The organism is Glycomyces salinus (genome assembly GCF_016428645.1).
GTDB lineage: Bacteria > Actinomycetota > Actinomycetes > Mycobacteriales > Micromonosporaceae > Glycomyces > Glycomyces salinus.
This window is the reverse complement of sequence record NZ_JAELXW010000003.1, coordinates 112344-126697: the sequence shown is the minus strand read 5'-3', so window position 1 is coordinate 126697 and position 14354 is coordinate 112344. Positions and strand designations below refer to the sequence as shown.

Annotated in this window: 12 protein-coding genes; 7 read left to right on the top strand and 5 right to left on the bottom strand. The window is 67.4% G+C overall.

The window, feature by feature from the left end:
- Positions 1–24 precede the first annotated feature (24 nt).
- The 3 genes from JFB92_RS01630 to JFB92_RS01620 are packed head-to-tail and all read right to left on the bottom strand — an operon-like array spanning position 25 to position 2868.
- On the bottom strand, positions 25–1710 hold the full coding sequence (locus JFB92_RS01630) for a hypothetical protein (protein WP_199034236.1): 1686 nt from the start codon (positions 1708–1710) through the stop codon (positions 25–27).
- 4 nt (positions 1711–1714) lie between these two features.
- A complete protein-coding gene (locus tag JFB92_RS01625; protein WP_199034234.1) occupies positions 1715–2479 on the bottom strand; it encodes a hypothetical protein in 765 nt (254 codons plus the stop codon).
- Positions 2480–2538: 59 nt separating this feature from the next.
- Entirely contained in the window at positions 2539–2868 is a 330-nt protein-coding gene (locus JFB92_RS01620) for a hypothetical protein (RefSeq protein WP_199034232.1), read from the bottom strand.
- 214 nt (positions 2869–3082) lie between these two features.
- Here JFB92_RS01620 and JFB92_RS01615 point away from each other — a divergent pair, with 214 nt between their 5' ends.
- Both JFB92_RS01615 and JFB92_RS01610 read left to right on the top strand, forming a co-directional pair.
- Positions 3083–4330, top strand: a complete 1248-nt coding sequence (locus tag JFB92_RS01615; protein WP_199034230.1) for a hypothetical protein — start codon at positions 3083–3085, stop codon at positions 4328–4330.
- A gap of 197 nt (positions 4331–4527) precedes the next feature.
- Positions 4528–5607, top strand: coding sequence for a hypothetical protein (locus tag JFB92_RS01610; protein ID WP_199034228.1), 1080 nt, complete (start codon positions 4528–4530; stop codon positions 5605–5607).
- On the opposite strand, the gene JFB92_RS01605 is transcribed toward JFB92_RS01610, so the two are convergent.
- Positions 5598–5948, bottom strand: a complete 351-nt coding sequence (locus JFB92_RS01605) for a hypothetical protein (RefSeq protein WP_199034226.1) — start codon at positions 5946–5948, stop codon at positions 5598–5600. The two genes, JFB92_RS01610 and JFB92_RS01605, sit on opposite strands and share 10 nt — an antisense overlap.
- Positions 5949–5963: 15 nt before the next feature.
- Positions 5964–7517 (bottom strand): hypothetical protein, encoded by a 1554-nt coding sequence (locus tag JFB92_RS01600; protein WP_199034224.1) that lies wholly within the window; start codon positions 7515–7517, stop codon positions 5964–5966.
- A 112-nt stretch (positions 7518–7629) separates the two neighbouring features.
- Here JFB92_RS01600 and JFB92_RS01595 point away from each other — a divergent pair, with 112 nt between their 5' ends.
- The 5 genes from JFB92_RS01595 (at position 7630) to JFB92_RS01575 (ending at position 14237) form a co-directional block, all read left to right on the top strand.
- Positions 7630–8835 (top strand): hypothetical protein, encoded by a 1206-nt coding sequence (locus JFB92_RS01595; RefSeq protein WP_199034223.1) that lies wholly within the window; start codon positions 7630–7632, stop codon positions 8833–8835.
- Complete coding sequence (locus JFB92_RS01590) at positions 8832–9161, top strand: type VII secretion target (protein ID WP_199034221.1); 330 nt, start codon at positions 8832–8834, stop codon at positions 9159–9161. Before JFB92_RS01595 ends, JFB92_RS01590 begins: the two co-directional genes overlap by 4 nt.
- A complete protein-coding gene (locus JFB92_RS01585; protein ID WP_199034219.1) occupies positions 9161–10348 on the top strand; it encodes a hypothetical protein in 1188 nt (395 codons plus the stop codon). Before JFB92_RS01590 ends, JFB92_RS01585 begins: the two co-directional genes overlap by 1 nt.
- Positions 10349–10428: 80 nt before the next feature.
- On the top strand, positions 10429–12225 hold the full coding sequence (locus JFB92_RS01580; protein ID WP_199034217.1) for a hypothetical protein: 1797 nt from the start codon (positions 10429–10431) through the stop codon (positions 12223–12225).
- 824 nt (positions 12226–13049) lie between these two features.
- Positions 13050–14237, top strand: a complete 1188-nt coding sequence (locus tag JFB92_RS01575) for a sulfotransferase family protein (protein ID WP_199034215.1) — start codon at positions 13050–13052, stop codon at positions 14235–14237.
- Positions 14238–14354: the final 117 nt, after the last annotated feature.

Here is a 14354-nt window from a genome sequence, read left to right as displayed (position 1 = left end):
TCGGCCGTCCCGTGTCCCAGCCGTCTACGCATAGGGGTCGTCGTCCTCGTTGCCGATGCCCCAGACGTCGTCTTCTTCGGTGAGCCACGTGTCGCCGTTGCCTTCACCTTCACCGGCACCCATGCCGGGCCTGCCGCCAGCGCCGCCGCCCATCATGCCGGTCATACCGCGTCCACCGGCACCGGCACCGCGACCGGCGCCCATACCACCGGCGCCGCGCCCTCCCGCACCACGACCGCCGGCCGCACCAGCACCGGCGCCACGGCCGGCACCCATACCACCGGCACCCATCATGCCCATGCCACCAGCACCGGCTCCAGCACCCGCTCCCGCTCCGGGACCGAGGCCGCCGGGTCCGCCACCGCCGGTGCCGATCCCGGGAGGAGCGACGGCACCGCCGCCCCCACTGGCCAGACCACCCCCGATGTCATCGGGATCGTCGATACCCCCGGAGCCCCACGGATTGTCGGGGTCGAGACCGCCCCCGTCTCCACCTGGCGGGTCTCCCAGGCCGGGGCCGCCAGGGCTGCCTGGAGGGGAAGGAGGGTCGAACCCTCCACCGCCGCCGATGCCACCAGACGGACCGCCGGGCGGGTTCAGTCCTCCACCTCCGGGCATGGTCGGCACGTCGCCTGAACCGCCGCCGCCCGGGTTGAGGCCGTCATAGCCCATGGGGTCAGCTCCACCATCTCCGACGCTGGTGGCATCGGAGTTGCTCACTGTGGGACTGAAGCCTCCGACTTCATCGTCTGCCATATCTCGACGGGTTGTGATGTCGGTGGTGATGTTGTCCAGTCGCTGCTGGTAATCCTCGTCCAGGTCGTCGACGTCCTGCGTCACTTGAGCGTTCGCGTCTTCTTCGGCCATGCTCTGGGCTTCGCTCGGACTGTACCCATTCGACTCGTAATATGCGGCGCGATCGGTCTCGAATTGAGTGACTTCGTTCCGATAATCGTCGTTGTCGGGATAGCCAGCCAACTCCAGGATATCGTTTCCGCTATCATTCGCGCAAGCATCATCGATGATCTCGCACTCTCCGGCCCAGAACGCCGGCCTCACGTGAAACTGCGCGGACTTCCAGAAACCGCGGCCGTCAACCCATACCAGTGGAGCCGGGAACAGAACCTCGCCGGCGTCACCGCCTTGGAGAGCATAGATCGACAACTGTTTCTGCTCTAGCATGGCGAGAATCCCGTTTCCACCGCCTTGCCCATCGGCCGAGCCGATATCCTCCTTGACCTTAGCGAGATTCCCCTTGACGATTTCGACCTGTTCCTCGAAAGCGTCATAGTCGTCGCCGGTCCACTCCTGGCTCAGCGCCTCTAGTGCAGTTTGCAGATGACCTTCGAGTGGCTGAAAGACATCCATGAAGTCCTGCCATCCTTCTTTGATGGCTTGGATCGCGTAATCGTCCCCGTCCGAACCACGGAGCTGCTCTACGATCTCGCTGACTTCCATGTCATTGGGCGTGGCCATACCTGAAGGAATAGGTTTGATTTTCCCGATCTGGCCAGTGACGGGGATGCACGACATCAACTGCAGCCACGGCTCTTCTCCAGGGTTGTTCTGATTCTCGCAGCTTCCATTGGTGCAGCCGCGGGCGTTCACGAAGTTCCGCTCGAAGCGGCTGGACTCGTCGGAGTCGCCGCCCTGCTCCATCTCAGCGTATTCGTCTTCCTCGTATTCGCCGTAGTCGACGCCGTCGCTCATCGCACTACTCCTGACCGGTCATATCGGTAATATCCTGATGCACTGTGGGCACGTACTCGTCCACCAGCCACTGTTGGAGCTCTTCATCGTCGAACGAATAGGTGTAATCCTCGATCGTGCCATCGAGGATTTCCTGGTTCTCGTTGAAGTACTCGTCACCACTATTGTCGTTATAGCGGATACTCACCGTCAGCAACCAGTTGCCGTCACGGGCGTAGGCGTTGAGAAAGCGCGCTTGCTCGTCCTCCAATACCAAGAGCACGCCTTCATCCCATTCAGATCCGAGTTCGACGCGGTCGGTTTCCTGGAGAGTCGAGCTCTGTCCCAGCTGAGCTTCGACATCATCGACCGATCTCGCTTGGTAGCTAGCTTGTGCTTCCTCTTCAGTGTCCCATGGAATGATGCTCACCCAAAGTTCACCGTCATTGACTCGAGGAGTGCCGTCGCTGTATTCCCACGACGAGACCGTGACCTGGCCACTGCAGGTAGCGGCCTGTTGGTCAAGTCCCTCCCCATAGCGGGAACTGTTGAAGCCTTCGTCGCCCTGAATGGCTTCGATCTGCATGTAGTCCATGATCGGCTGCAGGTCATCGAGTACCTCGCAGCCGTCCCAGGAGCGCATCTCCTCGGTAACGGGGTTCGAGGTGTCGCCCGATCCGTTCTCGCCGTTGTCGCCATCTTCACCTTCGCCATCGCCATCGCCGCAGCCCGCTGCCAGTACGGCCAGGATCCCGCTTGATGCGATCAGGCGAATTGTCGCGGATCTCATTCGTTCAATCTCCCTTTGGGTCTCGAGTCGTTTGAAAGACGTGACCGACAACTTCAGCTTCAGAGCTGGTCACCATATCCATCGAGGCCCGAAGCGTTCGTGGTCTCGGAACTTTCGTGCGCTTCGATCGACTCGTCTAGCCGCTCGAGCAAGCCGTATAGCGAACTGCGGATACCCTCAAGGCTCTGCCAGGTCGTCGAATGGAATGTCGAGTATTCGGTCTTGGCATTGCTGTTCGATGGGAGGTCGCCCCAGCGTGGTTCGCGACTGAGCACCCGATCGCCTTTGAACATCGGCATCAGGTCGTCCTCGAGCTTGTCCAGCAACTTCTCTCGGACTGTGCGCTGGAACTCACGCATGGCTTCTGGATCTAGCTTGCGCTCTGGCATGGGGCCTCCGGGGATGAGGATGCGTTCAGGTCTCGTGACGAATTCAGGTTAGCAGGGCAGTACCACACCCCGTGGGCCTCGAGGCCGCGGGTGCGAGGAACCGCTGAGTCGCAGTGCTGTCCCTGGTCAGCGCATGCTTGGGTCGTTCGGAACACTTGGATATATTCAGAGAGACAGGTTCCATATTCTCTGAATCCCATTGAGGTGACCGGACATGAGCGAGCCAGTAGGTGTCACTCCCCAGCAGCTCTCCGACGCTGAGCAAGTCCTCCGAGCGCAGATGCCGGCTGCTCAGGAACTCGAGGGGAAGGCCAATGACGACGGGCTGGACATGATGGCCTGGGGCGTCCCGGGTCTGTTCCTCTCGCCGGGCTATTACTCCCTGGTCGCAGACCTCCGCGAGCTGTTCCGCATGATGAACGTGGGGATCGAGGGTCATGCCGACCGGCTCAAAGACTGCCGCGAGGCGTGGGAGACCACGGACATGGACATGGCCCGGGAGTTCTCGAAGTTCGACCCCGAGGGTCTCGGCGGCAGTATCGACTGGGGCGGATCGACCTTCACCGACGGCGGCGACAGCTACCACGGTCCGGGGCCGGTGGGGTTGGTCGACTCCGGAGCTTGGAAACAGGCCCCTACGAAGGCGGTCACCGGCGGCTACGAGGTCTTCCAAAAGATCTTGGCCGTCGGTCGCGCTGACGACGCCGGCGAGGCAGTCAATTCGGTGATGGACCTGGCCGCCAGTGCCGCGGGCTGGGGCTGGGACGTGATCGATGCCGCCGTCAACCCGCTGTCGTTCTTGATCTCGGCGGGCCTGGACTTCCTCATCTCTCTCATCCAGCCCCTTGACGACCTACTCGGCATGGTCACCGGCAACGGCGAGCGCATGGCCGCCGAGATCCAGCGCTGGGACGGCCTCAAGGGCGCCCTGCCGCCCATCGGTGAGGAGATAGCGAAGCTCCCCGAAGGCGGACTCAGCGAGTGGTCTGGCCAGGACGGGGACCTTGCGCGGGAGAAGATCAAGGACTTCGCCGAGTCGGTGTTCAAGCTTGGGGATCAGATCCAAGTGCTTCAGGGCCTCATGCAGTTGTGCGAGATGATCGCGACCCTGATCCGCAAGACGATCCTGAGCCAGATCTCGCAGCTGATCACGAACTGGGCGATCAGCTGGGCGGCCGCGTTCGCCGCGGCAGCCCCGACGTTCGGCGCCTCGACCGCGGCCGCGATGGCGAACTCAATCCGCTCTGGCATCGCGACCACCATCACGTGCTTGAACCGGTACGGCAGGGTCGCCGACACGTTCGTGCAGGCGAACCGCATCTTGTCGCGGGTCGCGACGGTTTTCGAGACGGCGGCGAAGCCGCTCGCAGAGGCCGGGTTCAAGTCGGTCGGCATGGTCGGCACGCTCGCGGGCAGCGGCAGCCCTTCGGCTGGCGACATCGCCGACGGGTTCGACGGGTAGTGGTGGGTTCGAAGTCGCCGGAGGCGCGGCATGGGTTTCGTGGGCCCGGTGATGTCGATGATGCTCCATTGCTGGCCTACCGGGACGCGTCCGGGTTGACCTATCGTGCCGACGGCGAATTGGTGGTCGGCTTCAGTTCGGTCGAGGAGTATCGGGCGGGGCGGTCAGCGCCTGTGTACGCAGGTGAGGCTCTCGGGGTGTTGGACGTCTTCGTGTGCACCTCCGAGACCGCCGACGCCACTGGTGTGCTGGTCTTGGACGGTCGGCCGGTCGCGGCCGGGGACGGAAGGTATCAGATCGAGTTGCCGCCGGGTGGGCATCGGGTCGAGGTGCAGGGCGCCGACGCGGCCAGCTCCGAGTTCGACTTGGCGCCGGGGGAGCGCGTCTGCTTCACCGCCGGGCATTCGGTGGCGGTGCGGCACCAGAGCGAGTACCGCACCCGGCTGTACCGGGTGCGGGACGGCTCCGACTACATGCCGGTCCTGAGCGCCTCGGAATCCAACCGTTCGGGTGTCGGCTGCCTCATGGCCGTGGCCGGCACGGTGGTCCTCGCGCTATCTGCGACACTCGCAGCGGTCTTGCCCGAAGGAGTGGTGGCGGAAGTGGCCGCCGTCGTCGCGGCCGCCGGCGCGCTGGCGCTGATCGCCGGAGTCACGATCGGCATCGTCTCGACCCGCCGCTTCCACAGGCGGGCGAAGTCGGCGCGACTCGAGCCGGTGCACCGTTCGGTCGGCAACGGTGCGTTCGCGTTCCCCTCCCCCGAGGACCTGCGAACCTGGCGCCAGACCGGCACCGCGCTCGGTGTCGCGGTGGTGTTCGACCTGTTCTTCTACCGCCTCTCACGGGGATCAGACGGCGTCGCGGCCTATGCGGGCTCGAACCGGGAGTTGGCGCTGGCCCACGCGGGGCGGCCGCGACTGTGGATCGACGGCGTCGAGGTCCCGAGCGACTGGTCGACCTGGTACTACTCGCTCGCGGCGGGCGAGCACCGTTTCCGAGCCGAGTACGGTCCCGATCCGCTCGACGGCTCCACCGTCCGCCACGAGTTCGCCTTCGAGGTGAAGAACACGGATGACATCGCGGTGCTCCAAGTCCCGGTCCGGGTGTTCCGAATCTGGGACGACACAGAGCAGCGCTTGACCGGCCCCGCACCGCAGATCGCGCATCGGGTCTCGAAGCGGGCCCGCAATCTCGCCGCTCGCAGCGACGGCCGTAACCCTGGCGACTTCTGGCACCCGCCGCGCAGTTGGCCCCGGAAGGGCGAGTCTCACGTGTAGATGTCGTCGCTCCCGGGCATCACCTTCGGGAGCTGCTGGATTATCCAGTCGTCCGTCTCGCCGCCGGTGTCGATGGCGTGCTGGAGCCCGTTGATCATGCCGTGGAGAGTGCCCCGCAGGTACTGGAGGTTGCGCCAGGTGGTGGCGTGGAACTCGGCGTACTGTTCGCCGGCGTTCTGGTACGCGCCGGGGGTCGAGCCGAAGGCCGGGGCCTTCTTCAGCGTCCCGTCGCGCAGGACCGGGACGATCTCGTTCTCGAGCTCGTCGAGCAGGTCTTCGAGGAAGACCCGGTAGCGCTCGAGAGCGGCCGGGTCGAAGGTGCGCGTCCGCTGGATCGCCATCTGCGTCACTTCCCTTTAGGCGTAGGGGTCGTCGTCTTCGCTGACGAAGCCCCACATGTTCCGGTCTTCGTTCAGATCGACGTCGGGATCGCGTTCGGTGTTCTCGCCGCCCATCGGGCGTCCGGCGCCGCCCGCGCCGCCCATCATGCCGGTGGTGGCGCCTCTGCCCGCACCCGCGGCGGCCGCTCCTCCCGCCGCCGCTCCGGCGCCCACGGCCGCTCCGGTTCCGGCCCCTCCCGGCGAGGGAGACCCGCCGCCGGGCGATCCGAGGCTGCCGCCGGGGGCCGCGCCGCCGATTCCGCCGCCGCCTCCGCCGGGCCCGCCGCTGGCGAGGCCGCCGGGGCCCTCGTCTTCGGGGTCCGCGCCACCGCCGCCGGAATCGTCGTCGGGTGCCCGGCCTTCGGGCGGGTCCACCGACGGGTCCTGGGTGGTCTCGGGCGAGGCGGTCCCGCTCGGCTGCTCCATCGACGGCGATTCGAGGTCCATCTTCGACTCGTCGGCACCGTCGGGGTAAGGCTTGTCGCTGGCGGTGGTCCGCATGCCCTGCTGCTCGGCGTCGTTGTCGGCGCTGCGCTGGTCGATCTCCTCGTCGATGCCCTGGTGGCGCGATTCGTAGTCGCTCTGGTTCTGGTCGATCACGCCCCCGAAGTTGTCCATGGCGTCGGCCACGGCCATGTCCTTGGCCTCTTCGAGCGTGATGCCCTTGGGGTCGAGGCCGTCGGCCTCGATGTTCGCCGGGTTCTCGTAGTGCCGGATCCAGTGGTCGACGCGGTCGTCGATGTAGTCGATGATCTCGGTGGCCAGGTCGGGGTCGACTCCGGCCAGCTCCACCGCGCTCTCGGCGTCCTGGCAGGTGTACTTGATGCAGTCGCCGTGCCACCAGGCGGGCCTGATGTGCATGGCGACCCAGCTGTGCCATTCGCCTTCGATCCAGAACTGCGGCGCGGGGTAGGGGATCTCCCCGGAGTCGCCGCCTTGGAGGGTGTAGATGTTCTCTTCAGTGGACTCGAGCTGCGAGACGGTCGCGTCGACGTCCTCGAGGATCCCGTCGACCAGCTCCCTGGTCCCGTTGGCCATGGTCACGAACGCGTCGAAGTCGGTTCCCGACCAGCCCTCGGCCAGGTCGGTCAGGTTGGACCGGATCCGCTCCGACCAGTCCCCGAGCTTGCCGCCGACCTCTTCGGTCCATCCGGCGCGCAGCCTGGCCAGGGAGTGCTCGTCGGCGTGCTCGGGCCGGACGGCCGCCACCGCGGTGCGGAAGTCCTCCTCGGTCGGGTAGGACATGCCGTCGATTCGGGGCTTGAGACGGTACAGCTGGTCCTGGACCGGCACGGCCGAGACCAGGCGCTGCCACTGGTCCTCGGCGGGGTGCTCGGTAGGATTGCCGCAGTCGGCGGTCGAGCAGGGCCGACGCCAACCGGGCGGGACGAGGCCGACATCGTTGCCGCCGCTGCCGCCGGCCGCGAGTTCGCCCTCGACGTCGCCGAACGCCGGTTCCGCGGACATTGCGGACGCCGTGGCGGGTTCGAGCCCTCCGTATGCTTCCTGTTCGAACTGGCTGTCGCTCATGAGGGTGCTCACCTCGGCTGGGGTCGTGGCCGGTCTCGGTATCAACCGTAGCAACCGGACGCCAGCCGGGTCGCGCACGCGACCAGGTCGAGCGCCCGTCCGGGAGGACCCGATGCTGCAACGACTCGTCCGCTACCTCGTCCTGCTGTTCGGCAGGCTGTCCGGCGCGCACCGCTTCAGGCCGCACGCGCGTTCACCGTTCCCGGTCGCGACCGGGAGGGTCGGCGGGGTGCCCGAAGGGTGCGGGACGATCCGCATTTCCTCCAGGATGATCACGCGGGCCCGCCAACCTCGGGTTCGACGGCCGGAGCCGGGTGAACCGCTGCCGCCCAAGGGCAACGAGTACCAACTGCTGCGTTGGCCGGGGCATTTCCCGGTGATCCTGATCGACGGCGCCCCCGCGGCCACGGGCCGCGGGAGGGGCCGGATCGCGGTTCCGGCGGGAAGGCACCTGGTCCAAGTCCAGGCCGGGGCGTCGGGCCGCCACTGGCCCGTGGAGGTTCCCGAGGGCGGCGAGGTGCGATTGTCCTCGGTCGTCGCCGAACCGTTCTACAGCGGCGTCCTGTCAGAGCGCATGCGGCGGTTCTACCGGTGCTTCCGGCTGGGCCCCAGGCGTCTCGGCCGGTCGGTCGCCCGGTTCGAGCCGGTGGGCGAGGACATCACCTGGCGTCCGGTCGACCCCGACGACCTGAGCGAGCCCGATCCCGGTTCGGGCGCGATCCTGCGCATCCACGTCGTCTTCCTGTACGACAGCTTCCACTCGATCCAGCCGCTCGAAGTCCGTCGTACGCCGCTACCGGAGGCACCCGTGGCGGCCCAGCCTATCCCGGGCCGCCGACAGGATCCGGACGCGCCGTTCGTCGAGGTCATAGGCGAGGAGCTGGAGGGCATGGGTCGCTGGTGGAAGCGAGAGCGGCGGGCGCTGGTGCGCGACATGCGGTGGGACCACGCCGCCGGGGAACGCAAGGCGGCAACGGTGCGCAGGCGCGGCCTGCCCTGGGTGGAGCCGCCCCGAATCACCCTCGACGACCGCGAGCTGCCGGCGATCTGGGGTCTGAACGAGTACCGCCTGCCCCCCGGTTCGCACGACCTTCTGGAGGTCGCGATCCCGCGCCCGGCACCGTTGCTGGACAAGGGCACCGAGGTGGATTTGTTGGGATCTTCTAGACTTCTGTTCGACCTGGATCTGCGTGAAGGGTCGGTCACCGAGATCGAAGGCTACGCGCAGATCAAATCGACAATGAACGCCGACGGTCTGACTCTGACTCGATATTCGGGTCGGATCTGGACCGCTGAGCCCCCGAGGAACTCCCCATGACCTCTATCGACATCGATGCCGAACAGCTCAGATCGGCCGCCGAGATCCTCCGAGGAGTGGCGGACGAGGCCGGTTCCCTGGCCGACTACGCCAAGGAGGCGGACCCGGACCTGTGGATGTGGGGGCTCGGCGGACTTCCGTTCGCGGCCGTCTACTTCGCCGGCATGAACGGCTTCGTGCACCCGACGTTCGAGGAGACCCGGACCGCCATAGACGGTCTGGCCTCCGCGCTCGACAAGTGCGCGGAGGACCACGAGGGCAACGACGACGAGATCGCCGCTGAGCTCTCCAGGATCGCCGACCGGATCGATTCGGGTGATCTGTGATGTCCGACGACGAACTGAACTGGCAGGACAACGCCCCCAGCCAATCTCCCACGGTCGCCGAGGACGGCGCCTGGGGCGGCCAGTGGAAGGACTACTACGACGCGACCACCGGCGAAGGCTCCCGCAAGGCCGACTTCGACGGGCAGACGAGCGGACTCCACCAGTGGGCCTCGCAGTACGTCCCCGATGACGGGAACGAGTCGTACACCAACACCCATCAGGGCTTCGGCATGTACGGCAACATGCCGGCCCACCTCCGCTACGACGGCGACACGGTCGGATCCGATGTGCGGGTCAGCGGTCGCAACGACGACGGCAGCATCGCCTACGACGGCCGATCCCACAGCAACGTCTCCGGAAACAACATGCTGCAGAGCGCCGCTTCGCCGCTCACTCTGGGGATCAACACGTTCCAGAACGCTCAGAAGATCGACAGCTTGACCGACTTCGGTGCGATCACCAATCTCACCACGAGCCTGGCGGGCGACCTCCTCGCCGTCGGCGACGCGATGAAGCAGTACACGGCGTTCGTCGAGCACATCGGCGACCCGAAGTTCGACCCGGTCCAGTGGCTCGCCGGAACCCTGATCGACTTCCTCATCCAGGCCTTCCAGCCGCTGGAGGACCTGGTGGGCCTGGTGTCGGGGAACGAGAGCCGCATGAAGAAGTCGGCCGAGATGTGGGGCACCGTGGCCGAAGGCGCCGCACAGGTCGGCGACCACGTCAAAGAGGTGGGAGTAGACGCCCTCTCGGACTGGGTCGGCCAAGACGGCGACACGGCGCGCGTTCGCGTCGAGGACCTCGGCGAGTCCACCAATGTCCTGGGCTACCTGGCGGTGGCGCTGCAGGCGCTGCTCACCGAGATGGCGAACTTGGCGAAGATGCTGCGGCAGGACATCGTCGATCTGATCGCCAAGGGTGTCTCTTGGGCGCTGACGCGGCTGCTGCCGCAGGCCGCGGCCGCGGTGGCGACGTTCGGCGCCTGGACGGCGGGCATGGTCGCGCAGGGCGTCGCCAAGATCGCTTCGCTGATCATGAGGGCCCTCAACTCGATCAAGCAGGTGCTGCGCATCTCCGAGCGGGCCGCGAAGATCATCAGGTTCGTGCTCGAAGTGATCGACAAACTCAAGCCGGTCCTGAATCTTCTCGGCAACCTGGCCCAACAGGCCGCGCGATTATGGGTCTGAACTTCCGCTGGCTGCAGGCTCTCGGGCAGGATGCCGCCGCTCCATACGAGCTCGCGAAGCATCCGCTCGGGAGCCGGACCGTGTTCTCGCACGCGATGTATTCGATCTGGGTCAGGAGCGGGGTCGGATCCAGGGGCCTTCCCTCGCCCGAGAAGGGCATCCTGATTCTGGAGTCGGACCTGCTCGGCGGCATCGAGGAGCTCGACGAGCCGCGGCCTTTCACTCCGGTGGCGCTCATCGACGGTGAGCCGGTGGCCACCGGATTCGGAAGGGTCGACATCGATCTGGAGCCGGGCCGCTACCTGCTTCAGATCCAGAGCGGCGCTTCCGGCGCCTACTGGCCGATTGAGGTCAAACGGGGACTGTTCACCCGCGTGACCTCGTTCGTGCCCCAGCGCCTCGACGAGGGCCCCGTTCCGGAGCTCGTACGCCAGTGGTTCCTGCTGCCGACCCGGTCGGTCCCGCCGCGCATGGGGCGCGCGGTGACCGCGGTGCTCGCAGTCCTCGGGAGCCTGGCCGGATTCGCCGCCGTCGGCTTGACACTGCTTCAATTCGATTCCGGCGAATCCCAATCGCGCCTGATCATTTATCTGGCCCTCGTGGGGTACGTCCTCGCCTCGATCTTGGGCGGCATCCTGTTCTATCGGATCGGCCTGCTGATCGAGCGGGTGTGGAACCGGATCGCCGAGGCCCGCCTGAGATTCGGCCTGCCGGTCGCGGAGTACCGGGAGACACCGTGCCCGGTCGGGACGTGGCGGCCGGTCGATCCTCGGGACGTCTCGCCCGCCGCCGGGCTCCGGGTGAACCTCGCCTACGTCCAGGCCCCGCATCGGCCCGAAGCGCCGCTCGGAACGATCGTGGACGAGCAGGAGGTGGCCAGGGCCGCCAAGCGAGCGCGCCAGTTCGGGGAGGACTATCCGCCCGAGGTGCGCCCGTGGATGTCCGCGCCCCGGGTCGTGATCGACGGCGAGCCCGTCCCCTCGATCTGGGGTGTCAACGAGTACCGGCTCGCGCCGGGGACGCATCGCGTGACCGTGGAGGTCCCGCCGCCCCCGGAGGTGCTGGTGGGAGCGGGCACCGAGGTCGAACTCGGCCCCGATTCGGTCCTGGACACGGAGGTCGGCGCGTCGGGTGCGGTCGAGGCGTTGGCGCGCGTCGAGATGACTCCCGGTTTCGAGGGCTGGGAGCTGCGGCGCTACTCGGCGACGCTGACGGCCACCTCGTTATCGGCGGTTCGCTTCGACGCGCCGGCCGGTGTAGCGGCGCCCGCTGCTGCGGGGCAGTTCGGGGCCGAGGCGGATGCCGCGGTGGCAGGCGGATTCCAGGCGGATCGAGAGCGCGACCAGTTGGAGGCCGATCGCGGCGGACGCCTTCCCCAGTTCGTAGAGTCGTTCGCCGACTTCGCCGAAGCCCATGACGGCGGCGGCGTCGCGGCATTCGGCGGCCAGGCGCAGCCAGGCCACGGCGGTCGTCCGGAGCACCTGCCCGGGCTCGGGTTCGGGGGCGGGGCTCCGGCGCATCATGTCGAGGACCGAACCGAGTTCGGCGGCGGCGGCCGCGTCTTGCTCGGATGGCCGGATCAAGGGGGTCTCGGGTGGTTCGATCCCGAAGCGGCTGAGCATACGGAAATACTACCGGAACCGCGGTCGGTCCGGGGTTCCAGTCGCGCCGTCCCGAAGGCTCCCGAGCAGGTGCGTTATTCGGTGGTGGAGGCGGCCTGCTCGTCGTGGTTCTGGCCGTTCTCCAGGGGCCACACGGTGGCCTCGACCGAGCCGACCAGTTCGAGGGGGCCGACCAGCGAGGCGGTGCGGGCGACGGTGAAGTCGTCGAGCGCCAGCAGGCTGATGCCGCCCCTGCTCTGTGCGACGGCCGCGTAGAAGGCTCCGGTGCCCTTGTCCTGGAACACCCATCCGGGCCGGGTGTCGGTCGGGATGGTCGGGACGCCGCCGGAGACCTGCCTGAGGTTCCCGGTCGCGGCCGTGTCGGGGGCCATCGGCCCGGCGGGCCGCCGGGGGCCGGGGGCGTGCATGGTGCCGTTGTGGTCGACCGGGACCTCGGTGCGGTCGGGGACCTGGTAGCGGGTGGGGTCGCCGGAGACGGGGATCGGGGGCGGCTGGGGCGGGCGCTCGGCCTCGGTGATCAGGGCGCGCACTTCGACGCGCCCGGCCACGTAGTTCACGGCGAGCACGCCGACGGCGAGCACGGCCAGGTCGATGCCGACCGCGAGCAGGACCCGCAGGTTGGGGTCGAGCCCGGTGCCGATGCGCGCCAGGGAGAGCAGGCCGGCCGCCAGGGCGAGGACGATGAGGCCGAACATGGCCCCGGCCAGGGCGACCGGCCGTCCGACTCGGGGGCGGGGCGCGCTGGGCCACTTCTCGGCGGCGCGCACGCCGCCGAGCGCTATCGCCGCGAGCGAGGCCAGGACGAGGCCGGCGACGGCGAATGCGATCGCCGCGACGGTGAGCCGTCCGGCGATGTCATCGATGGCGTCCATAGTGGTCTCCGGCTCGTAGGTTCGGTTCGGGGTCTATTCTCCGGTGCATTCCAGGTATCGAGAGTAGGACACCGGGAGCACCGAGTTTAGTGTCGGATTATCGACACAGTGTGACAGCAGGGCCGCCCGCCGCCGTCACGTGACACCACACGACAGCCCACGATATGTAAGAATCTTCGCATTCCTCCCCGCCGGCAAGGAGTTCGCATGCGACGCACCGCACCTTGGGTAAGTCTCGTCAATACTCTCGGTGCGGCCAGAGTCCGGGGCGCCCGCGCCCACCCGGGCCGGGTCTTCGACCGCATGCTCTCCAAGGCCGAACGCCTGGCAGAGGCGGATGCGGCCCTAGCTCCGGAGTTCGTGGAGTCCTACCGGTTCCTGCTCGACTGCGCCGCCGAGACCGAGGGGATCTCGCTGTTCGGCTGGGAGGGCTTCGTCGACGACCTGACCCGCCGCATGGCCAGTTACCTGCGCGTCGAGCGCCTGGTGGCCGAGCGCTCCGAGATAGCGCGCGAGCCGATCGAGCGCCCGGTGGTCGTGACGGGTCTGCCCCGCACCGGCACCACCCTGACGCACCGGATGCTGTCCGCGCACCACGGCAACCGGGCGCCGCTGCTGTGGGAGCTGGTGAACACCGACTTGAGCGGGGCCGACGAGAAGCTCAAGCGGCGCCGGATCAGGCAGGCGCGCGCCATGGGCAGGCTCGGGGGCATGGCGGCTCCCGGATGGAACCGGATCCACCCCCTGGAGGCGTTGCAGCCCGAGGAATGCGTGTTCGCGCTGCCCCACGGGCACAACTTCACCACCCGCGCTTCGATGCCGGCCTACCTCGCCTGGCTCGACGCCCACGACTTCACCCCGGACTACGAGCACTACCGGCGCGTGCTCCAGGTCCTCCAGTTCGGCCTCCCGCGGCGGCGCTGGATGCTCAAAGCCCCGTTCCACCTGTTCAACCTCGACGTGCTGCTGAAGGTGTTCGACGGCGCGACGATCGTATGGACGCACCGGGCGCCGTCGACGGTGATGGGCTCTTGGTGCTCCCTGGTCGAGACCGCCCGCGCACTGACCTACCGCACTGTGGACCCGGCACCGATAGGCCCGGAGTGGCTGGGGATCTTCCCGCAGGGAATCGAGGCGGCCCGCCGCGTCCGCGCCGGCGCCGCGCCCGGGCGGTTCATCGATGTCTCGTACGATCGGCTCACCGACAACCCGCACGGAGAGTTGCCGATCCTGTTCGGGGAGTTGGAGATGGGCTGGACCGGCGCCGAGGAGGACACCCTGCGGTCGGTGCTGGAGCGCCCCGACTCGAAGCGAGGCCATCAGTACCGATTGTCCCGATACGGCATCGACGCAGACCGGGTCGACCGGGAGTTCGGCGACTACTGGGGCCAATGACCGCCCACGACCGCTCGACAATGCCCCATTGCAGTGTCGGATTCCCGACACAGGGTGATAAGCCGCAGGTCATTGAAACATCCGAGTGGCCGCGGTTCACTTGATGAACGACCGGTT